Here is a 21,040-nt window from a genome sequence, read left to right on the forward strand (position 1 = left end):
GATGCCAGGTGCCCACGCATTATATATCATCTATAACAATATACGCAGCCTTAACAGGCCCGTGCACTCCCACAACGAGGTTCATCTCAATATCTGCTGAATTGCTTGGTCCGGTTATGAAATTAATGCATGAAGGAGCCAGCTCCCCTGAGCGAACTCTTTCCCTGATGATCCTTGCAGCCTGTGTCATACGCGGGACAAGAGTGCTTTTCGGAATAAGAATGATGGAAGCTGCAGGCAGAAAACTGATTGACCTTCCATGGTCTCTGCTGCTGAACAGGACTGCTGTTCCAGATTCAGCCAGAGTAATTTCACTGACTGTGATGCCAATATTAGCTCGTTCTGCGTAATCAATATTACTTTTTCCGGCAGAATAATCCCATTCATAAACTTCCACATTCTCTTTTGGCCAAATCTCCTCAAATAGCTGCGTGAGACCAAACTGTCTATAACGGTCATCCTTCCAGGTCACAACTGGACCGCCTCCATACTGGGCTGCAATCTCTTTAAGGGTATCCGGCAAATCGGCGGCTTTTGTTACAAGAAGGTCAGTGTGTATTTTCGTGCACTGTGTTTTTAAAGCTTCAAGAAGTTCATTTGCATCTGCTTCTTTAAAGATGGAATCCTGAGGATTATAACTCCACTTTGGCCTTTCAACTCCAGAAATTCTCTTTTCCCTGCCTAGTCTGCCTGCAATTTTATTTAAAAAAGCGTCCCGATTCTGAATAGTTCCGTTCACTGCTGTCCGCCTCCTTTTGGCCGGTTTTTGAACCAATCACGAAATCTTTCTTTATTAGGAGCTGGAAAATCCCTGATTTCTGTCCAGGCCTTTAAAGGCCCGGGTCCATTGGTAATTTTGTCGCCTGCTGTAAAAGGATTCATGGCTGCCGGTGCCAGCTTAGACCCCAGTTTATAAAGGGACGGTGAAGCTGCCCCCAGTCCAAAAGCCTTCATGGCCATCTTTTCTGATATTGGAGCCCTTCCTTCTTTTTCGACAATTACCTGCCGGTGTTTGTGAAGCAGGTCGTGCAGAGGGATTTTGACTGGACAAGCTTCTGTACAGGCTCCGCAAAGGGTGGATGCATATGGCAATTCCTTATAATCATCATAGCCGCCTAAAAGGGGTGACAGAACCGCTCCGATCGGGCCTGAATAAATCGATCCGTAGGAATGCCCTCCAACATGCCTGTATACGGGACAAACATTCACACATGCAGCGCAGCGGATACATTGAAGAATGGATTGAAACTCCCCTCCTAAAATCGATGAGCGGCCATTGTCCACAATGACGAGGTGGAATTCCTCGGGGCCATCAACATCAAGTTCTTCTTTTGGACCAGTCAAAACAGTTATATAACTCGTTAGCTTTTGTCCAACCGCGCTCCTAGTCAGCATGCTGACTAGCACTTCCATTTCCTCGTAAGTAGGGACCAGCCTTTCCATGCCCATTACCGTAATTTGTGTCTTGGGCAAAGCAGTGACAAGATCTGCATTGCCTTCATTAGTCACTAATGTGATTGAACCGGTTTCAGCCACAGCGAAGTTGCAGCCCGTAATGCCAACATCGGCGGTTAAGTATTCGTGTCGAAGCATTTCTCTCGCATGCCATGCAAGCTCTTCCGGCTTTTCTGTGTTCTGATAGCTTAGTTTTTCTGTAAATACATCCCGAATCTGCTCTTTATTCTTATGAAGGGCAGGCGCCACAATATGTGATGGCGGGTCATGGTCGTCCACCTGAAGAATGTATTCCCCCAAATCTGTTTCAATGACCTGGCACCCCGCCTCTTCCAAGGAGGCATTTAAATGGATCTCTTCGGTTACCATCGATTTTGATTTAACCACTTTTCTTGCATTCTTCTTTTCAATTACTTCCCGTATATAAGCAGAGGCTTCTTCAGCAGTTTCAGCAAAGTAAACGTGCCCTCCCCTTTTAGCTACATTTTCGCTGAGCTGGTATAAGTAAAAATCAAGATTTTCAAGTACATGCTGGCGAATTTCTTCTGATAGTGAACGCCATTCTTCCCAATTTCCAAGTTCTGCGGCAGCATCAAGCCTTCTAGTTTGCAGCCTTTCCTGTGCACCTGACACTGCCCCTCTCATAAAGGAATTGCTTATTCCGGAATCCACACGATCCTTAAAGTCGTTTGTTCCTATTTTCATAGCCATTCTTCTATTCCCCCTTAAGAAAAACGCAAGCGCCTCACCTCCTCCTGACACATGATGAGGCAGGCTGCTTACGTTTGACAATGGTAAACGGTTAAAATTGTCTTGCTGCTTTGCAGGAAAGCATGTCCATTTATTGCTCAGCGGCAATTTAACACTTCAGCAATATGCATAACTCTTATTGGTTTTCCTTGCCTTCCGATCCTGCCTCCAATATTCATCAGACAACCTGCGTCAGCTCCAATAAGAATTTCTGCTTCAGTCTCCTCTATATGCCCAACCTTTTCATCTACCATTTGTTCCGATATTTGAGCCATTTTCACGGAGAAAGTACCGCCAAAACCGCAGCATTGCTCTTTGCCTGGAAGCTCTTCAAATTCAAGGCCCTTCACATTCTTCAATAATCTCATGGGAGCTTCTTTTACTCCAAGGAGCCTGGTCATATGGCAGGATGTATGATAGGTGGCCTTCCCATTTAACTTTGCCCCGACATCGTCCACCTTTAGAACTTCAACAATAAATTGAGTAAGTTCGTATGTTTTTTCTGCAAGCTTTTTTGCCTTGGGTTCCCACACTGAGTCTCCTTTAAAAACATGCGGATACTCATGAAACATATAGGCACAGGATCCGGAGGGGGAAACAACATATTCTGCATGTTCAAATGCCGTGATCATCCTTTTCATGGCTTCCTTCGATTCCTTTACATAGCCGCTGTTGTAGGCAGGCTGGCCGCAGCAGACCTGTGATTCCGGGAAATCTATTTCACACCCCAGCCGCTCGAGCAGTTCAACAGCCGCTTTGCCTGCATTCCCCTGAAACATATCTACCAGACATGTCGCAAAAAGACTTACCTTCATTTATTCCCTCTCCCAGCTAAATATTTTATATTCTACTATCTTACTATAGTTATAATGCAAATTGTTGTATTTTTATAAATATTATAATAATTAGTATAGTTCATCTTCCCAACCGTATGTCAATGTTTTACTTCCTTTTTTTCAGTCAAAAATATGATACAATTATATGATGTTTAAGTTGCTAAAAAGGGAGTTCAGAAATAAATGAAAGTTATCGCCAGTACGCTTAATGCCAAATATATTCATACAAATATAGCGATCCGGTATCTAAAGGCATACGCTCAGCCTCATTTTGATGTGGAATTAGCCGAATATACAATTAAAGATCCGGTAATGAATATCGTTACAGATCTGGTCCGCAAAAAGCCTGATGTGATCGGATTCAGCTGTTATATATGGAATATCGAGGAAACCATTAAGGTCATTAAGATGATTAAAAAGATTGACCCCTCCATTCATATTGTAGTCGGAGGACCTGAAGTGACATATGATGTTTCAGATTGGATGAACAATGTACAGGAATTTGATTACATTGTGATCGGAGAAGGTGAGGAAACCTTCAAACAGCTGCTGTCAGAACTGAACAGCACCATGAATATTGAAAATGTGCATGGTCTTGCTTTCAGGGAAAACGGCCAGGTTCGCATAAATCCACAGCGGAATAAGCTGGACTTGCGCGATCTGCCTTCACCGTTCCGCTTTGAAGAAGATATTCCCCACCTTTCTAAACGTGTCACTTATATAGAAACCAGCCGGGGATGCCCATTCAGCTGCCAGTTTTGCCTTTCCTCTATTGAAGTAGGTGTGCGATACTTTGACAGGGAAAAAATTAAGGAAGATATCCGATATTTAATGAAAAATGGTGCAAAAACCCTTAAATTTGTGGACCGCACATTCAATATTAGCCGCAGCTATGCCTTGGAAATGTTCCAATTTTTGATCGATGAACATCTGCCGGGAACTGTCTTTCAATTTGAGATCACTGCAGATATCATGAGGCCGGAGGTAATTGAATTTCTGAATAAGGAAGCACCACGAGGATTATTCCGATTTGAAATTGGCGTACAGTCGACAAACGACTATACAAATGAATTGGTCATGAGGAAGCAGAATTTTGACAAGCTTTGCCGAACAGTCACAATGGTTAAGGATGGAGGAAAAATCGATCAGCACCTCGACTTAATTGCCGGCCTGCCTGAGGAAGATTATGATTCATTCAAAAGAACATTTAATGATGTATTTGCAATGCGCCCGGAAGAGCTCCAGCTCGGCTTCTTAAAAATGCTGAGAGGCACCGGGCTTCGCTTAAGAGCAGAAGATCATCAATATATTTATATGGACCATTCACCATATGAAATATTGGGAAATAATGTTTTGTCCTTCGATGACATCATTCGCATTAAACAGGTCGAAGATGTATTAGAAAAATATTGGAATGACCATAGAATGGATGCAACTGTTGAATATTTGGTTACAAAAGTATTTCCGACTCCCTTCGATTTCTTCCAGGAATTCGGCAGCTATTGGGAGCAAAAAGGCTGGTCCCGAATTGGGCATCAGCTTGAGGATCTTTTCAAGCGCCTTTTTGAATTTCTGCAAACAAAAGAAATTGCTGATTTGGATATAGCCGAAGGACTCATGAAGTTTGACTATATTTCAAAACAAAAATATAAGCCCAGAAAACCATGGTGGCAGCCAAGCTTTGAAAAATCCGAAAGATCAAAGCTTTACCAGTCTCTGCTTGAAAACCCAAACCAGCTGGGAGACAGCTTCTTAAGTCTTCAGCTGAATGAAAAAGAAATATACAAACATACCTTAAGTGAAAGATTATCATTTGATATCGAAAGGTACATTAACGAGGGATTAATTGAAAAGCAAGACTCTGTTCTTCTTGCCTATTTCGATTCAAGTTCTGAAACAGTCTCTATCTTTTCGGGTCCTTTACATTAATGAAAAAACCGGCAGAAAAACTGCCGGTTTTTTAGCATTTATCCCGATCTTTCTTTTTATCTTTATCACGGTTCATAAAAGGGAGCTCGTAAAATTTTCCGGCATTTATATCACCAAACTCCATGCCGAATTCTACGTTGGCAGAGCTATTCTGCCGGCTTTTTTTTCGTGGTTTATTTTGATCCACTAGGCTCTTCCCTCTCTCCCATGTTTGGAGTTGCGGTTAGCCATTTTCATGGGATTCTCTCCCTGGCTGAATTCTGCTGAAAACTCCGATTCCTGAAGGTTCTTCTTAGGCGTCTTGCTGTATTTTTCAACGGCATTATACTCAGCTTTTCGTTTGGCCATCCCAATCTCCTCCTGAGAAAATTTCTTCGTGTTAAATTAATTTTCAGCTTTAACACAGGTTTATTTTTAGTAAAATACACGGTTTCATTCCTCACTGTGTCTTCCTTATTTTGCATTCATAAATTTTTTTTCAGTGTAAAAAATAGAGTAAAAAGGAATGAGCCGCTATGACAAATGAAAAGAAATTAAATAAAAGCATTGGCATTGACGAGACACTTCCGCATCAAATTGAAGCTCCGAGCTTTAAAGACACAGGCATGAAGCTTCAGCCTCCTTTCAAGAATTCTTTTGGCGTAACCATTGGGGACAGTCATTATTCCTCAAACAGTTCTCCGCTGGAAAACTGGAGTGTTGAAACAGATCCTGCAGTTATGGCTGGAGACGAATGGATTCATCCTACAAATGATATAGGCTGGAATACAACGGAAAACAAAGAACTCCTTGAAAGTAAAAAACCGCCTCAAGGCTACCCATTCATGCATCCGACTAAGGATGTCAGCCGCGGAACAGATTGAAAAGAAAAGGGGAATCGCCTTCCGTTGATGAAACGCATCGTACTTATCTACCTGCAGGAAATTGTCAATTCCCATAAAAAAAAGCAGTCCGGAAAAAATGTTCCGGGCTGCTTTTTTAGCCAATAATAACGCGCTCTTTAGGATAATGGTAATTCGGCTGTTTTTCTTTTCCGCCTATAATAAATAAGAAAGAGGTTAATCCAATTCTTCCAATAAACATTAAGGCCATTATGATGCATTTTCCAATCATTGATAATTCAGGTGTGATTCCCAACGAAAGGCCCGTAGTACCAAAAGCTGAACAGACCTCGAAAATAATTTCAATAAGCTCCATCTGCTTTTCAGTAATGCTTAAAATAACTACAGAGAGAAAACACATTCCAATAGCAAGCAATGTGATGGCAAGGGACTTCAGTATATCATCTTCATGAATTTCTCTTTTAAATATTTTTATATCCCGGTTTCCTTTGGCAAAGTGATAGATAAAAAGTATATTCACAGCAAAGGTAGTCGTCCTGATGCCCCCGCCGACAGAACTCGGTGACGCCCCGATAAACATTAAAATACTCATTATGACGAGTGTAGGCATTGTAAACTCGTTAACATCCATGGTTGAAAGACCGCCGCTCCGAGTGGTAGCGGATTGGAAGAATGCATAAAAGAAACTTTCATGCCAGTTCATGCCTTTAAAATATTGATTAAATTCCATGATGAGCAAAATAACCGTTCCAAACACAAGAAGAGCTGCATACGTAACAGTGGTCAATTTTGAAAATAAGGAGAATCGAAAAGAAAGCTCCTGATCCCATTTATTCCGAAATAAAAATTGCTTTAATTCAATAAGAACAGGAAAACCAATAGCCCCTAACGTAATTAGAATAATATTGATCAGCTGCACGAAATAATCGCCGGCATAAGGTTTAAGAGAGGCTCCTGTTATATCCATGCCTCCGTTGGTTGTTGCACTGACAGATGCGAACAGAGCATGCAGGAATGCATCATCCCATGCCGGATAATATTTAAGAAAATGAAAACCCAATATGAGGGCACCCAGCGTTTCAATCACCAATATAATTTTAATGATTTCTTTCACTAAATTGACTAATCCTGACAAGGCATATTGATTATGATCGACCATTATGAGGCGGCGCCCTCTTAATCCAATCCTGCGGCCCAGCAGGAGCCAAAAAAATGTGCCCAGCGCCATGATCCCTATTCCGCCAAACTGCAGGATGAACATGATGACAAAATAACCAAAAACACTGTATGTTTGTGATATATCAACCACAGAGAGACCAGTCACACTGACTGCACTGACAGCAGTGAAAACCGTATCAATAAATGCAACCTCCACTCCCGGTTTATGTACAGCCGGTATTCTTAATAAAAGTACCGATACAGATACTGCCAATAAATAATATCCTGATATTACTTGGGCAGGTGTTAGTTTATCCAGCCAGCTTCTTACGTCTTTCCACATATCATACCTGTCCCCTTCAAAATTTTTCTAACCCTTATCATAATGAATATACCCGGTTTTTAAAAGGGATATTAGAAAATTCGCAGGAAGTTTTTTATTTATATATAATAAAATCAAAAACCAAAGGGAGATTTGATATGCTGCTGCCTGATCTGGCTGAAAAAATCATAGCTGAAGTTCGTCAGTTTCTTCAGGAAGATATCATAGTTGCCAATACCAGCGGAGTGATCATTGCAAGCACAGACGCCCGCAGAATAGGCAATTTTCATGAAGGAGCATTGCTTACTATAAAACATAAAGAAAAGCTGATTATTTCCAGGAATGATCAATCACGCCTTCAAGGTGTAAAAGCGGGCATTAACCTGCCGATCTTTTTTAAAGGGGAAACAGTTGGCGTAATTGGCATCACCGGAAATCCCGATGAAATTTCCCCATTCGCAGAAATCATCCGCAAACTGACAGAGTTGTTTATCAGTGAAAGTTACTTTGCAGAACAGCTTGACTGGCAGGCCCGTGCAATGGAAGGTTTTATGTTTGACTGGCTCCAGACTAAAGAGTGGGATCCCGCTTTCAAAGAACGTGCTCACCTGCTGAAAATAAATCTCTCAGTGGATAGACAGGCATCTATCGCTGAATTCAGGCAAACAAGCCAATTGCTGCATCGTGATCTTTGGAATAGAATTTTATCCTGGAAAGAAGCAGGTCCTAATGATATTCTGATTCGCTGGGGCAATGATCGAATTGTCCTTTTAGCCGGGGTTTCTTCAGCAGAAAAAGATCGCAGCATAAGAGAAAAGATCACACGCTTCCATCGTTTTCTGGAAAACCTGCTCGCTGCCAAAGTAAGTATCGGCACCGGAAAACCATTGCCCCCCTTTAGTTTGTCCGAATCATTTATGCAGGCAGAACGAGCTTTAAAAATCGCAAAAGACCGGGGCACCATCATATTTGATCAGGATTTAACCATTGAAATGATATTTGATGACCTTTCTCCGGAAACGAAGAAGGACTTTATAGAAAGAACCATCGGCACATTTATGTATGAAGAGGATCTTATGGTTACCCTTAAGGAGCTATTCAGGCAAAATCACTCTTTGAAAAATACTGCTGAGGCCCTGCATATACATATTAACACCCTTCATTACAGGCTCAAGAAAATATCAGAGCTTTCAGGACTGTACCCGTCAAATTTGAATGATTTAATGAAATTATTCATAGCTGTAAAACTATTAGATGAAGGTACAAAAAATAATTAAAAAACATCATAATATTTGTATAATTATCTATAGCAGGGGGTTCCCTGCTTTTTTTATACTTAAAGAATAGATATTGCCAGCCTGCTATAAAAGGAGAGGATCTATTTGATTGACGTTCAAATAAAAGAAAAGTTAGTTGCCATTGTTGGCGCAGAAAATTATGATGACTCAAAAGCTGGGCGCCTCGTCTATTCTTATGATGCAACTCCCAATTTCCAATCGATGCCCGATGCGGTGATCAGTCCGCGAAACGCTCAGGAAATTTCCAAAATCCTCAAAGTTTGCAGCAGCAGAGGAATTCCAATCGTACCCAGAGGATCAGGCACCAATTTATGTGCAGGAACCTGTCCCACAGAAGGGGGTATTGTTCTCCTGTTTAAGCATATGAATAAAATTATTGAACTCGATGAAGAAAATCTGACAGTTACAGTACAGCCGGGTGTTATCACACTTGATATGATTAATCAGGTTGAAGCAAGAGGGCTATTTTATCCCCCTGATCCAAGTTCAATGAAAATAAGCACAATCGGCGGAAACATCAATGAAAATTCAGGCGGACTGCGCGGATTGAAGTATGGCGTTACAAGGGACTATGTAATGGGGCTGGAAGCTGTACTTGCGAACGGAGACATTATCAGGACGGGCGGCAAGCTTGCAAAGGACGTGGCAGGATATGATTTTACCAGGCTGCTGGTTGGATCTGAAGGAACTTTAGGGATTATTACGGAAGCCACATTAAAGTTAATTCCGCTTCCTGATGCAAAAAAGACAATGCTTGCTCTCTTTCAGGATCTCGAACAAGCTGCGAAATCCGTCTCAAAGATCATCGCTGACAAAATCATTCCGGCCACGCTTGAATTTTTAGATCAGCCAACACTAAAAGCAGTAGAGGATTTCGCACAAATCGGTTTGCCGACTGATGTTAAAGCTGTACTTCTTATCGAACAGGATGGGCCGGTTGACGTTGTGGAAAAGGATATGCAAAAAATGGCTGAAATCTGTCAAAAGCAAGGAGCTGTATCAGTACAGCTTGCAAAATCTGAACAAGAAGCCGAAGCCTTAAGGACAGCAAGACGTGCCGCCTTATCGGCTCTTGCACGCCTAAAGCCGACAACCATTCTTGAAGATGCTACAGTGCCAAGATCTGAAATTGCCAATATGGTAAAAGCCATAAATGAAATTTCCCAAAAATACGGGCTCTCCATCTGTACTTTTGGCCATGCCGGTGATGGAAACCTTCATCCGACATGCCCTGCAGATGCCCGGGATAAAAATGAAATGGAACGGGTTGAAAAAGCGTTTGAAGAGATTTTTATCAAGGCGATAGAACTTGGGGGAACTATAACAGGAGAACATGGAGTAGGAGTCATGAAAGCTCCTTATCTTGAACTGAAACTGGGCCAGGCAGGGATTGATGCCATGAAGGCTGTAAAGAATGGCTTAGACCCCAATAATATTCTTAATCCCGGCAAAATTTTTGCCAAGGACAACAGAAAACGTGTGGTGGTTACACAATGACAACATTAAAAGAACAGACAATCATTCAGGAAGAATTTGAAAAGCGAATGGATGAAGATGAGCTCCTGAATTGCATGCGCTGTGGCTTTTGCCTCCCTTCATGCCCTACTTATATCGAGTCAGGCTTTAAAGAAGCGCACTCCCCAAGGGGAAGGATTGCATTAATGAAAGCTGTTGCTGACGGATTGATTGAACCGGATGAAGATGTTGAGAGATCTCTTGATCTTTGCCTGGGCTGCCGGGCATGCGAACCTGTATGTCCTTCAGGGGTAAAATATGGACACTTGCTGGAAGAAGCGAGGGATATTATTAACCAGAATAAGAAACACTCACTTCCGGTCAGAGCGGTTCGAAATCTGGTCTTTAATGGGCTTTTCCCCCATCAGAACAGAATGAGGACAGCTGCAGGGCTATTGGGCTTTTATCAGCGTTCAGGCCTGCAATCGGCCGCCAGAAAAACAGGGATGCTGAATTGGCTTCCAAAAAACCTCATTGCAATGGAAAAGGTACTTCCTCAAGTACCAAAATTAAAAGAAATGAAAAATAGGCCATCATATCTTTCAGCAGATAAGCCAGTAAAGAAAGCAGCTTTTTTTACCGGGTGCTTAATGGACACGATGTTTCTTGAAACCAATAATGCAACAATAAAGCTTCTCCAGCTTGCCGGATGTGAAATTCATATTCCTCAAAATCAAGCTTGCTGCGGTGCTCTTCACGGTCATAGCGGAGAAAAGCAGACAGCTAAAGATCTGGCAAAGCGAAACATAGAAGCTTTTGAGAAACTGGACGCAGACTATATCATCACAAATGCAGGAGGGTGCGGGGCATTTCTTATTGACTATGGCCACCTTCTTAAAGATGACCGGGAATGGCATGAAAGAGCTGTAAAGTTTTCGGAAAAACTCAAAGATATCAGCCAAATTCTATATGAACTTGAATTTCATAAAAAAGTTCACCTTGAGCTTCCGGGGCAGGTTGTAACCTATCAGGATTCCTGCCATTTGCGCAATGTCATGAAAACCTCAATAGCACCTCGTACCCTTCTGAATTCAATCAGGGGCATTGAATTCAGGGAAATGAAAGATGCAGACAGATGCTGCGGTTCTGCCGGTATTTATAATATTGTTGAATCTGAAATGTCTATGCAAATACTTGATCATAAAATGATTCAGGCCAAGTCAGCAAATGCTGCAGTGATCGTGACCTCTAATCCAGGCTGTCTTCTGCAGATGAAGCTGGGGATCGAACGGGAAGGTTTGCAGCATACGATTAAAGCAGTTCACATCGCAGACATCCTACTAGAGGCTGCCTTTGAAAAATAAACATGCTGCTTATGCCGAAATATTACCACTTATGAAAACTCATTTTTAATTTATACTACAAATACAGAGGGATGGTAACTCTGTAAGACCAATAAAAAGGAGTTGAATACAATGGCAAGAAGCAGCAATAAGCTTTTAGTTCCTGGTATTGAACAATACATGGACCAGGTTAAATATGAAATTGCCCAGGAATTTGGTGTTCAATTAGGCTCTGATACAGTATCCCGGGCGAACGGATCTGTAGGCGGAGAGATTACTAAGCGGCTTGTCCAGCAAGCGCAAGCCCAAATGTCCGGCAAGAATAACCAATAACAACTTCATATAAATGGAAAAAGTCCGGAGCATGCTCCGGACTTTGCTTTTATCGTTTTCCTCTATCATCATGCTTCCCTTGATTGTTTCCGCTGCCTTTATTGGGATTGTCACTATTCTTCTGGTTTTTCTCATGACCTTTCCAGCCTCTGTTTTTCTCATTATCGTTTTCTTTGGAAGTTCTCTCGGGGTTATTTGTGTTTTCATTACCCTTGTTATTTTTTTTTTCGCTTGGATGATTCGGATGTTTTTGGACTTTTACCTTATTTCCCTGATCTTTCTTTTCTTTATGATCGTGTTTTTTTTCATGATTATTTCCATTGTTTTTCCCGCTGTTATTCTGCTGGTTCTCAGATTTCTTTAATTGTCCCGGAACAGCAGGTTTTTCTTTATTAACTCCTTTATACCCCTGCTTTTTTAATTGGCTTTGGGTATTTTCTGCAGGCTTTTGCGGTGATTGTGTTTCTTTATTTGACTGTTTATCCGGATTTACAGGTTCAGAATTTTCCTTCCTGTCATCGTCAGCCTTTAATTTACTTTCTTTATATACCCCTGCTGACAGCCCTTTTTCAATAGCAGCTTCTCTTTCCTCTTCAGTTGCTTCCAGTAAAGTTACCTCAAGCTGCTCTTTTTGTGCCGCTTGTTTTAAATCTGCTAACTCTTTCTGAATGCGCTCATCCGTTTCTTTATTCTGTTCTGTATAAACGGCTGCAATGACTACCTCGTTATTTTCCTTAAAATAGCCCTGCTTCTTTATCTGAAAGAGAATTTTGTCAGCCACTTCATGAATGCTGTTCTTTTTCCAATTCTTGATGTTCTGGATAATAAGTTTTCCCTCTTCATTATAAGGAATGAGTTCTACTACCTGATATTCCTGATTGACCCCTAATTCAATACTAGGATTGACGTCTATTGACATATAAGCGTACACTTGGTCGTTTTGCAAAAACGGCAAAAAAGACACGATTGCGAGCATCATCGCAAATGCCGCTGCCACTAATCCTTTTCCTCTGGACAATCTAAAAATAGATAGGGGACGAGACAAGTTTCCGTTTTTCAGTTCTATTGGGAAGAATGCAATTTCCTGGCCTATCGCGTATGCCCGATCTTGTTTTCGGGCACGGAGAAATTCTCCTTCCGGGGTTAATAGTGTTAAAAAACGTTCGTTTATTTCCATGATTATACCTGTTTTCACGTTTCCAACACCCCTTTGATATAATCCTTTAAAAAGACATAATCGCCAGTTAATATCAGTGATATGGCAATTATATATTTTCTATTTCTCTCTATTGTTTTTCTGCTTAAAGATACATAACCCTCCAGCTGCTTTATCGGCAGCTTTTTTTTATCAAAGAGAATACTTTTGAGTTCTTCATTTTCAACCAGAATCTTAGCTACAGTCATCGCATTTTTTCGTGCATCCGCATGTTTTGGGGACTGTTCGATCAGATCGCTGAAGGTAAGGCCGAATTCCTGAAGGATTTGCGTAAACTGGATAATTTCTTCTTTTCTCAGCTCTTCATCCGTTTTTTTCCTGAATTCTTCAATGGACAATTCGTCTTCTATTGCCGAACCGGTCGTATCATCATCTTCCGGATTAGAGACTCCATTAAAACTGAGATTTTGAAATTTAGATTGCTTGCGGATATAATCAATTACCCGCCTTTTAATAAGCACTTCCGAAAAACTGATCAATGAACTTCCCTTATCAGGACTGTACTTTTGAATAGCTTCATTAAAGGCTATGAGGCCAATGCTAAATTCATCATCAGATTCATGAATATATCTCTTGCAGACTGATGATACTGTTTTAGCAATGAACGGCTTATATGACTCTATTAGCTCATTATTTAATGCTGTATCTCCCTGCTGTATTAACTCTACCGTTTCTTCGAGCGATTTCTTCCGCTTCTTCGCCATAAACAATAAGCTTAGCAATAGCCCCACCTCTTTTCAAAACACATTATACCATACGGTGTCCAGATTTTTTTTTTGGTGGTTTTATTGGCTAAGGAAAAGAAAGCCTTGCAGCGCTTTCCTTTCCAGATAAAATTAGTTGCCTTTATTCTCTTTCCCTTGGCCTTTTGCCTGTTCAGCTCTCTCTTTTCCCTTACTGGCATGGCTTTTTGCCTCAGTCTGCTTTTCTTGAACTTTCTTTGCCTGCTGTTCTTTTGCTGCTTTTCCAGCTGCTTCGCGTGCTTCTTTTGCTACTTTTCTAGCTTCTTCACGTGCAGCCTTTGCTTCCGCTCTCTTATTGGCTTCTAAAGCTTTCGCTTCTTCATGTGCATTATTCTTTTCAGCCTTGGCTGCATCTTTTGATTCTTTAGACACCTTCACGGGAACTGCAGGTGTCACAGCTTCTTCTTCAGAAGCTGATTCATCAATTTCTTTTGCTGAATCGTCTGCTGATTCCATTTCTGAAGAAGCTTCTTCAGATTTAAGTGGTTCAGGCTCTTCTTCAGCTTGCCCATCCTGGTCATTTACCGTATATTCTTTTTCCATGCCGATCAATTGGTCAGACCATTTTTCAGAGAACTTAGCAATATTCTTTTGCATTGCTAAAATAGCAGGATGATTTTCATCGAACCTTTCTGAAAACTTAGCCAGATTTGCCTTTAGGGCAATGATATTTTGTGCAAGGATTTCTTTTACTTCTTCTTCCGTTTCCTTGTTCACTGTGTCATTATCAGAATTAAGCTCATCATCGACATCATCCTCAGCCTGAACATCCACTTCAGATGCCTCATCCTCAGCTGATTCGTCTTCGCTAATTAGATTACTGCTGTTCTCATCATCTGATTTAGACTGTTCAGAATCTTCATCAGCTTCTTCAACAATGTTTTCAGCACTTTCCATCTGTTCTAATGCTTTTTCTATTGCTGCTAATGCTTCTTCTTCCTTTCCTTCAGCAAAAAGTGCTTCTGCTTCAGCCATACGCTCTGCAGCATAACCGGCAAGCAATTTTGCCTCTTTAACATCATCAAAAGTTAGAGCAAGCTTCACTTTTTCCAAAGCCAGCTTCGCAAAGTAGAAAAAGCTTCCAGGCAATAAAGATGGTGTTTCTGGTTCAATCTCATCAAGCTTTTCTTTAGCATCGTCAATGGATTCTGCTTCATCTTTGTTTGTTTCAGCTATTGCTTCGGCTGATTGGTCATTTTTTAATTCAACTCTTTCAAAATTTGCTTCTTCGCTTTTTTCACTTGCAAAGGCTGCTGTTCCTGAGAATGTGAATGCTCCTGCAATTACTAATGCAAGTGTGCTCTTTGCCATTTTATTCACTTCTTTGCTGGATAAGAATTTCAATGATTTCACCTCATGATTTAATCACAAGCGGCCGCTTTGTTCATTACAACTGTACGGAATCATGAAAGAGATTTTTGGGGGTTATGAAAAATTATTTAAATAAAAAAGATAAAAAGCTTTAGCAATCACTAAATTGGTTTAGTGTGCCAAAGCTTTTTTCATTAATAATTAAAATGGTTAACGTTTCTATATTGCCGCCTTAACTTTGTACCTGGTGCTTTCTCCATCTTAAAATGATCCATCTGATCAAAAGACCGGTTACTACACCAGGAATAACAAAGATCATAGGAAGAAAGACCGGCCCAAAAAATATTCCAAACAATTTCAGTTTTGTTGAGTACATTAGTCCTACTGTGACAAAATAGGCACTGAATACAAAAGGAAGGAAAGATAATTCTTCATTTTCCGGCATAGCACTGCGGTATGCATCCCACATTGCAAACATGTAAAGACAAGGATAAAACATGAGCCACTGATAATTAAGGACATGAACAGCTTTATCAATTTCGCCCATAAAACTGTACATGATGGCCGAATTAAAATGGCTGTATACATTAATGATAAATTCAAGGACGACAAACAATGTCCCCTTCCACAGCTGCCCCACCAATAATTGGCTAAAACCCGGCAATGCAATACTCCAAAAAACCGCTTCTAGTTTACTGAGTTTTTTCATTTCATTACCACCAGCTACAAGTCGATACTTTTATTGTGCTCTGAAAATTGGTTAATTATCAATTAAATTTCCAGATATTTTCCTGATACCCCTTTAAGGATTTAGATTTGAGTTCAAAAATAAGACCCCTTCATTAGAAGGAGCCTTCATCAGATCTAGGATTTATCATCCCGTTTTTGTTTTTCCTTATCCATCGCCATCCCTTTTTACAATTTTTAATAATTCCTCCAGCATGGCTGCCATATCATCTCTGCTGTAAGATTTAGGATCAGAGGAGTGAAGCTGATTTTTGTCTTCTTCATTATCGTGATTCCAGTTTTTGTCCACTCTTTCTTCAAGCAGGTACGCTGGCACTAAGTGGCCATCCGGTGTTGCATACATTTTATTTAATCGCCTTGTATCCTTGTCAAAAAAGCTATATACAACTGGTATGACAAATAGTGTCAGGAACGTACTGCTGATAAGCCCGCCAATAAGAGTAATTCCCATAGGCTGGTTAATTTCTGTTCCTTCTCCAATGCCAAGTGCTAAAGGCACTAATCCAAGTATAGTAGTTAAGGCCGTCATGAATATTGGCCTTGCACGGTCCTTAACTGAAGTGATTATGGCATCGTAGCTCTTAAGACCCTGCTCTTTCTTTTGGTTGATATAATCGACAATGACTATTGCATTATTAACTACAATTCCTGCAAGCACAATAATCCCGATTATAGCTGTTAAACTAATAGGTGTTTGGGTTGCGGTAAGAGCAATTGCCACGCCTATCACCATGAGCGGCACAGTAAACATGATAACCAGCGGATATTTAAGCGACTCAAATTGAGCTGCCATGACAAGATAAATAAACACGATTGCCAGTACAAATGCCAGAATCAGGTCATCAATGGATGATTCCAGTAATTCTCTGTCACCGCTAAAAACGATTTCTGTTTCATCCGGCAATTTCAGATCAGCAATTTCTTTATCCACTTCTTTTGACATGGCACCCATGTTTGTAGAAGACTTGTACTTTAATGTAAATTGGACAGCATCCTGCTGATTAATGCGCTGAATATTTACCGGTCCTTCTCCTCGCTCAATATTGGCTACATCAATCAGAGCTGCATAATTGCCATCAGGCTTTTTAATAAGCAATTTCTTCAAATTTTCTATATCCTGTGTGACTTCCCGATCGTACTCAACAAAAACGCCATATATATTGGATTCATCATCTATCATTTGTGTAGCACGATTGCCCCGGGTAACATCATTTACTGCCATGGCTACCTGAGCGGGCGCCAGGCCCTCCTCAAGAGCCTTTTCACGGTCCACAGTAATCTGAATTTCTTCAACGGTATCCATGAGATCAGTCGACAATTCGGTTACATCCTCAAGCTCTTTCAATGCATTATAGACATTGTCAACATTTTCCGTTAAGCGGTTGGGATCTGTGTCCCTTACACTGAAGGTCAGTGTATTCGGCGATGTACCTGCTGTAGATTGTGTATTAAATGAGAGTTCTGCAGTTTCATTAACCTTTGAGGCAGCACTTTCCAAATCCTTTTTTACCTCATCGACAAATTCAAATGTTGACCTTTCCCGCTGATCCAGCTCTTTCATTTTGATATACAATTCAGCGATGTTGGCATTTTTCGAGCCCCGGAAGGACCCTTCCTGTGTAGTTCCAATGAGACTGACAAATGTATCTACATTTTCTTCATCCTTTAATTCTTCCTCTAAAGCTGATACAACCTTTTCTGTTTCTGAAAGTGCAGTGCCGTTCTCAAGCTCCATACGCACCGTAAAAAAGCCCTCATCTGCATTTGGCAGAAATTGTGTGCCTACTGTGGTCAATCCAAAGCTGCCCGCTGCCAATAACAGCATGGTAATAGCTATTACCGCTGCACGATTCCGCAAAGACCACTTTATTGATTTTTCAAGTGATCGCATTAAGCCTGTTTCCTGCCTTTTTTTCTCCGTGTTTGTTCTTGGAGACTTCAGCAGCCTGCTCGCAAGCATCGGCACAACTGTAAGGGCAACAACCAGAGATGCAAATAAGCTAAAGGAAATGGTCAGGGCAAACTCCTTAAACAATTCACCGATTATTCCAGTTATAAATACTACTGGGAGGAATACTGCAACTGTCGTCAGTGTGGAAGCTGTAATTGCACTTCCTACTTCTTTTGCCCCAACACTTGCCGCCGTTTTAGGATCTTTCCCCATCGATAAGTGACGGTAAATATTCTCAATAACCACGATGGAATTATCCACCAGCATGCCTATTCCAAGCGCCAATCCGCCGAGAGTCATAATATTTAAGGTGAAATCGGAAAAATACATTAAAACAAACGTGAAAATAACTGAATAAGGAATTGAGATCCCAATAATGAGCGGACTTTTAACATTTTTCAAAAAGAAAAACAGCACAATCATAGCAAAAATACCGCCAAGAATCAGTGAATTGGAGATATTTCCTATTGCAAGACTTATGTAATCCCCCTGATCGAAAAGAATTTCTGAATCAATATTTTCAAACTGTTCCTTTTCAAGCAGATTATCCAATTGCTTTATAAATTGGTCTGATACCTCTGCCGTATTAGCATCCGACTGCTGCAGGACACTCAGTAAGACAGATGGAGCCTGGTTTGTGCGCGTGATGGTGCGATCATCCTGGCTGGCCAGCTGAACCTCTGAGATATCATCAAGGCTTACTTTATTGCCTGTTGCTGGATCAACTGTTACCGTAAGTTTTTTCAGTGTATCCAGAGAATCAATGGAACTGATGATTCTGGTTGTCAGCTCTTTTCCCTCAGTCAAAACGGGATCACCCGGCATTGATATATTATTGGATTCAATTACATCCACAACATCCGCCTGGCTAAGTTTGAAATCTCTCAGCATTTCCTGGTCAAGTTCCACTCTTACTTCCTTAATGGCTGTTCCGGAGAGATTTACGCTTGCTACTCCTTCAACTTTAGAAAGCTCCAGGTTCAGTTCTTCTGCAAGCCTTCTCAATGCTTCAGGCTCTTCATCTGCACTAAGAGATAATTGAATAATCGGAAATTGAGCAGGATCAAACTTCATAAATCGCGGTTTATCAGCTTCATCAGGAAGCTGTGTCTGGTCCAGTCTTTGAATGACCTCACTTTGTATTTCATCAATATCTGTAGTCCATGAAAATTGCATTAAAATGAAATTTGCGCTCTCCTGCGAGGTAGAGGTCAAGGTCTTAATCCCCGGCAATGTTGCCAGATTTTCCTCAAGCGGCTTTGTTACTTTTTCCACCACTTCATCGGGACTTGCTCCAGGATACGAAGTGACTACTACTCCAACAGGAGGATTAAGATCTGGAATGAGTTTTAATGGAATATTTAAGAGGGAGACTACTCCTAAAATAAGCACTAAGAACATCGTAACCAATGTAAAAATTGGCCTTTTGATTGAAAAATCGCTTATTCGCACACATTCTGCTCCTTTCAATGACTGGATGAGATAAACTTGTGATCGATGCATGTAGATTTAACACATTTTAACTATATAAAAGCAGCTATTACGATGCAAGCAATCAGTGTGCTGTATATATCTTTGTAAATTATAGTATCTCCTTACCCACAGAAAAAAGCAGCCTAAGCAGCTGCTTTTCTCTATAGTTTTTCGATTTTAAAACCCGTAAATCCATAGATTAAGGTGATTACAGGACTGAACAGACAGAATAATGCAAATGGCATATAAGCTGTTGTTTCTACACCTAGCACACCAGTTAGAAAAACTCCACAGACACTCCACGGAACTAATGGGTTTACTACCGTGCCTGCATCTTCAAGAATTCTGGAAAGATTCTTTGGATGCAGCCCGGCTTTTTCAAAGGGCTCTCTGAAAGCATTTCCTGTTAAGAGAATTGACAGGTACTGTTCGCCAAGCAGGAAATTAATCCCGATTGCTGTTCCTGCTGCTGCCGCCATTAGAGCTGACATCCGATTCAAAAGCCCTTTGACCCCTTCCAGAAGTGCCGGAAGGATGCCAAGCTTAAAGAATAAACCGCCCATAGAAAGCGCGAGCAATACCAAAGAAATCGAAAACATCATGCTTTCCATGCCGCCTCTTGATAAAAGGGCGTCAACTTCCTCTGAACCGCTATTTGAAGCATATCCTGAAAACAGCAATGTCATAACTTTTTCCAAACCGAAGCTGCCTTGGACGATAACGGCTAAGATTAATGCAGATACGATGCCTGCAGACAGCGTAATAATAGCTGATACTCTTTTAATGGCCATTATAGTCAAAATCGCAAAAGGAATCAGGGAGTACCAATGGACCAATCCCTCATCCAGCAAAGTTTTTTTCAGCTGGGCAATCTTTGAGAAATCAGATGCTGCCTCCGATGGTGACAGGAAAGCAAAGATTGCCAGTGAAATGATAAACGAAGGAATTGTTGTCCAGGCCATCGTCTTGATATGCTCAAATAAATCCACCTTAACTGTCGATGATGCCAGGTTTGTTGTATCGGATAGGGGGGACATTTTATCTCCAAAAAATGCGCCGGAAATAACTGCACCTGCCGTAATTGCATCCGAGAGGCCCAAAGCAGAACTGACTCCCATAAAGGCCACTCCCAATGTAGCAGCTGTTGTAAGTGAGCTTCCTATGCTCATGCCGATCACAGATGTTACCACAAATACTATGGCATAAAAGAACTTTCCATTAACAGCTTCCAAAGCCATATAAATAAATGTAGGAATCGTGCCGCTCGCCATCCAGCTGCTTATCAGCATACCGATTAGAAAGAAGATGAAAATAGCCCCTAATCCGGACTGGGCACCTTCAATAAGTCCCTTTTCCAGGTGTGTTATAGATACTTTTCTTATTAAACCGTAAGCTATTAATCCCATTATCGCGAAAACAACCGGAATATGGGGAACTGCCCCGGCAAAAATAATTGAATAGCTGATTCCGCCTAAAATTATCAAAGTGACAATGAGTGCCTCCAGGGGCTTTAAATTCAATGCTGCCTGATCATGATGCATAATGTATTCCTCCTAAATTTGCCTGTAATTCAATACAAACAAAAAGAGCCCTCTCGCCTATAGGGACGAAGGAGCTCCGCGGTACCACCCTAATTGATAAGCAAATGCTGCTTACCCACTTAAAAAGTATTGTCCATATTGGATGCAGTTGTATTTCGACCATTGCTGCCTGGATTTTCATCAGCCATCCAGTTTCTATTTGCTGCCGGCAATTACTCTACTTATGCTGCGGACAAGATCTTTAATTGAGATTACACTTTCTGCTTTTTAACTTAAACGCTTTTTAGCATTAAAGCGTATGTGTTACTACTATATTATCTATTGATAGATATGTCAA

Annotated in this window: 17 protein-coding genes; 6 read left to right on the plus strand and 11 right to left on the minus strand. The window is 41.0% G+C overall.

The annotated features are described in order from the left end of the window. Positions 1-19: 19 nt before the first annotated feature. The 3 genes from NYE23_RS13225 to NYE23_RS13235 form a co-directional block, all read right to left on the minus strand. Positions 20-739: a LutC/YkgG family protein gene (locus NYE23_RS13225; protein ID WP_341078464.1), complete on the minus strand. Its 720-nt coding sequence runs from the start codon at positions 737-739 to the stop codon at positions 20-22. After that, positions 736-2,166 (minus strand): LutB/LldF family L-lactate oxidation iron-sulfur protein, encoded by a 1,431-nt coding sequence (locus tag NYE23_RS13230; protein ID WP_341078467.1) that lies wholly within the window; start codon positions 2,164-2,166, stop codon positions 736-738. Before NYE23_RS13230 ends, NYE23_RS13225 begins: the two co-directional genes overlap by 4 nt. 137 nt (positions 2,167-2,303) lie before the next feature. Further along, positions 2,304-3,020: a (Fe-S)-binding protein gene (locus NYE23_RS13235; RefSeq protein WP_341078470.1), complete on the minus strand. Its 717-nt coding sequence runs from the start codon at positions 3,018-3,020 to the stop codon at positions 2,304-2,306. 204 nt (positions 3,021-3,224) lie between these two features. On the opposite strand from NYE23_RS13235, the gene NYE23_RS13240 reads away from it, so the two are divergent. After that, positions 3,225-4,970, plus strand: coding sequence for a B12-binding domain-containing radical SAM protein (locus tag NYE23_RS13240; RefSeq protein WP_341078472.1), 1,746 nt, complete (start codon positions 3,225-3,227; stop codon positions 4,968-4,970). A gap of 186 nt (positions 4,971-5,156) precedes the next feature. Here NYE23_RS13240 and NYE23_RS13245 read toward each other — a convergent pair whose 3' ends face one another. Beyond that, positions 5,157-5,318: a hypothetical protein gene (locus NYE23_RS13245; RefSeq protein WP_166672519.1), complete on the minus strand. Its 162-nt coding sequence runs from the start codon at positions 5,316-5,318 to the stop codon at positions 5,157-5,159. 167 nt (positions 5,319-5,485) lie between these two features. Here NYE23_RS13245 and NYE23_RS13250 point away from each other — a divergent pair, with 167 nt between their 5' ends. Next, positions 5,486-5,833 (plus strand): DUF3905 domain-containing protein, encoded by a 348-nt coding sequence (locus tag NYE23_RS13250; RefSeq protein WP_341078475.1) that lies wholly within the window; start codon positions 5,486-5,488, stop codon positions 5,831-5,833. Between the two features lie 115 nt (positions 5,834-5,948). Here the strand turns inward: NYE23_RS13250 and NYE23_RS13255 are convergent, their stop codons facing one another. Next, positions 5,949-7,313: a TrkH family potassium uptake protein gene (locus NYE23_RS13255; protein ID WP_341078477.1), complete on the minus strand. Its 1,365-nt coding sequence runs from the start codon at positions 7,311-7,313 to the stop codon at positions 5,949-5,951. A 137-nt stretch (positions 7,314-7,450) separates the two neighbouring features. On the opposite strand from NYE23_RS13255, the gene NYE23_RS13260 reads away from it, so the two are divergent. The 4 genes from NYE23_RS13260 to NYE23_RS13275 all read left to right on the plus strand — a co-directional run bounded on the left by NYE23_RS13260 (position 7,451) and on the right by NYE23_RS13275 (position 11,721). After that, complete coding sequence (locus tag NYE23_RS13260; RefSeq protein ID WP_341078479.1) at positions 7,451-8,569, plus strand: CdaR family transcriptional regulator; 1,119 nt, start codon at positions 7,451-7,453, stop codon at positions 8,567-8,569. 105 nt (positions 8,570-8,674) lie between these two features. After that, complete coding sequence (gene glcD, locus NYE23_RS13265) at positions 8,675-10,087, plus strand: glycolate oxidase subunit GlcD (RefSeq protein WP_341078480.1); 1,413 nt, start codon at positions 8,675-8,677, stop codon at positions 10,085-10,087. Beyond that, a complete protein-coding gene (locus tag NYE23_RS13270; protein WP_341078483.1) occupies positions 10,084-11,409 on the plus strand; it encodes a (Fe-S)-binding protein in 1,326 nt (441 codons plus the stop codon). Before glcD ends, NYE23_RS13270 begins: the two co-directional genes overlap by 4 nt. A gap of 111 nt (positions 11,410-11,520) precedes the next feature. Further along, positions 11,521-11,721 carry an alpha/beta-type small acid-soluble spore protein gene (locus NYE23_RS13275; RefSeq protein WP_341078484.1) on the plus strand — a complete coding sequence of 67 codons (201 nt, stop codon included), beginning with the start codon at positions 11,521-11,523 and terminating at the stop codon, positions 11,719-11,721. Between the two features lie 49 nt (positions 11,722-11,770). Here NYE23_RS13275 and NYE23_RS13280 read toward each other — a convergent pair whose 3' ends face one another. The 6 genes from NYE23_RS13280 to nhaC all read right to left on the minus strand — a co-directional run bounded on the left by NYE23_RS13280 (position 11,771) and on the right by nhaC (position 20,703). Further along, complete coding sequence (locus NYE23_RS13280) at positions 11,771-12,916, minus strand: anti-sigma factor domain-containing protein (RefSeq protein ID WP_341078485.1); 1,146 nt, start codon at positions 12,914-12,916, stop codon at positions 11,771-11,773. Continuing rightward, the gene (gene sigI, locus NYE23_RS13285; RefSeq protein ID WP_341078488.1) at positions 12,913-13,659 is read right to left on the minus strand and encodes an RNA polymerase sigma factor SigI; all 747 of its coding nucleotides are present in this window, start codon (positions 13,657-13,659) and stop codon (positions 12,913-12,915) included. The genes NYE23_RS13280 and sigI overlap by 4 nt, the downstream gene beginning before the upstream one ends. Positions 13,660-13,773: 114 nt before the next feature. Further along, positions 13,774-15,024: a DUF5667 domain-containing protein gene (locus tag NYE23_RS13290; protein WP_341078489.1), complete on the minus strand. Its 1,251-nt coding sequence runs from the start codon at positions 15,022-15,024 to the stop codon at positions 13,774-13,776. Positions 15,025-15,223: 199 nt separating this feature from the next. Further along, the gene (locus tag NYE23_RS13295) at positions 15,224-15,700 is read right to left on the minus strand and encodes a hypothetical protein (protein WP_341078491.1); all 477 of its coding nucleotides are present in this window, start codon (positions 15,698-15,700) and stop codon (positions 15,224-15,226) included. A 186-nt stretch (positions 15,701-15,886) separates the two neighbouring features. Then, the gene (locus NYE23_RS13300; protein ID WP_341078492.1) at positions 15,887-19,141 is read right to left on the minus strand and encodes an efflux RND transporter permease subunit; all 3,255 of its coding nucleotides are present in this window, start codon (positions 19,139-19,141) and stop codon (positions 15,887-15,889) included. A gap of 182 nt (positions 19,142-19,323) precedes the next feature. Beyond that, on the minus strand, positions 19,324-20,703 hold the full coding sequence (gene nhaC, locus NYE23_RS13305) for a Na+/H+ antiporter NhaC (RefSeq protein WP_341078493.1): 1,380 nt from the start codon (positions 20,701-20,703) through the stop codon (positions 19,324-19,326). Positions 20,704-21,040 lie beyond the last annotated feature (337 nt).

The sequence above is a fragment of the Cytobacillus sp. FSL H8-0458 genome, from assembly GCF_038002165.1.
Classification (GTDB): domain Bacteria; phylum Bacillota; class Bacilli; order Bacillales; family Cytobacillaceae; genus Cytobacillus.

Excerpts from the sequence above, each read along its gene's own strand:
- NYE23_RS13230 (WP_341078467.1), bottom strand. The coding sequence starts at position 2,166 with ATGGCTATGAAAATAGGAACAAACGACTTTAAGGATCGTGTGGATTCC.
- NYE23_RS13235 (WP_341078470.1), bottom strand. The coding sequence starts at position 3,020 with ATGAAGGTAAGTCTTTTTGCGACATGTCTGGTAGATATGTTTCAGGGG.
- NYE23_RS13240 (WP_341078472.1), top strand. The coding sequence starts at position 3,225 with ATGAAAGTTATCGCCAGTACGCTTAATGCCAAATATATTCATACAAAT.
- NYE23_RS13245 (WP_166672519.1), bottom strand. The coding sequence starts at position 5,318 with ATGGCCAAACGAAAAGCTGAGTATAATGCCGTTGAAAAATACAGCAAG.
- NYE23_RS13250 (WP_341078475.1), top strand. The coding sequence starts at position 5,486 with ATGACAAATGAAAAGAAATTAAATAAAAGCATTGGCATTGACGAGACA.
- NYE23_RS13255 (WP_341078477.1), bottom strand. The coding sequence starts at position 7,313 with ATGTGGAAAGACGTAAGAAGCTGGCTGGATAAACTAACACCTGCCCAA.
- NYE23_RS13260 (WP_341078479.1), top strand. The coding sequence starts at position 7,451 with ATGCTGCTGCCTGATCTGGCTGAAAAAATCATAGCTGAAGTTCGTCAG.
- NYE23_RS13270 (WP_341078483.1), top strand. The coding sequence starts at position 10,084 with ATGACAACATTAAAAGAACAGACAATCATTCAGGAAGAATTTGAAAAG.
- NYE23_RS13275 (WP_341078484.1), top strand. The coding sequence starts at position 11,521 with ATGGCAAGAAGCAGCAATAAGCTTTTAGTTCCTGGTATTGAACAATAC.
- NYE23_RS13295 (WP_341078491.1), bottom strand. The coding sequence starts at position 15,700 with ATGAAAAAACTCAGTAAACTAGAAGCGGTTTTTTGGAGTATTGCATTG.
- nhaC (WP_341078493.1), bottom strand. The coding sequence starts at position 20,703 with ATGCATCATGATCAGGCAGCATTGAATTTAAAGCCCCTGGAGGCACTC.